Annotated in this window: 1 protein-coding gene; it reads left to right on the top strand. The window is 43.8% G+C overall.

Annotated features, from left to right (window positions below; genetic code table 11):
* Positions 1 to 224: hypothetical protein (locus ACH2AZ_RS12580; RefSeq protein WP_394908113.1), on the top strand; the 224-nt coding region annotated here is incomplete at both ends.

Genomic DNA, 224 nt, shown 5'->3' with positions numbered 1-224 from the left:
ACCATTTATGTACGGGTAGAAGATCAAGACACCGGCTGTTTTGTAAGCCAAGGCTTTACCTTGACCCTAGTAGTAAACCCATTACCCTCACCACAAGTACCCGTAACCCCATTAGAGGTATGTGATGTAGACAACGACGGATTTGCGGAGTTTGACTTAGATGCGCAAACCCCTATCATAGAAAACGGAGAGCTTAATTTAGCCATAAGCTATCACATTACTCA

The sequence above is a fragment of the uncultured Mesonia sp. genome, from assembly GCA_947499595.1.
Lineage (GTDB): Bacteria > Bacteroidota > Bacteroidia > Flavobacteriales > Flavobacteriaceae > Mesonia > Mesonia sediminis.
This window is presented reverse-complemented; position numbering and strand designations above follow the sequence as displayed.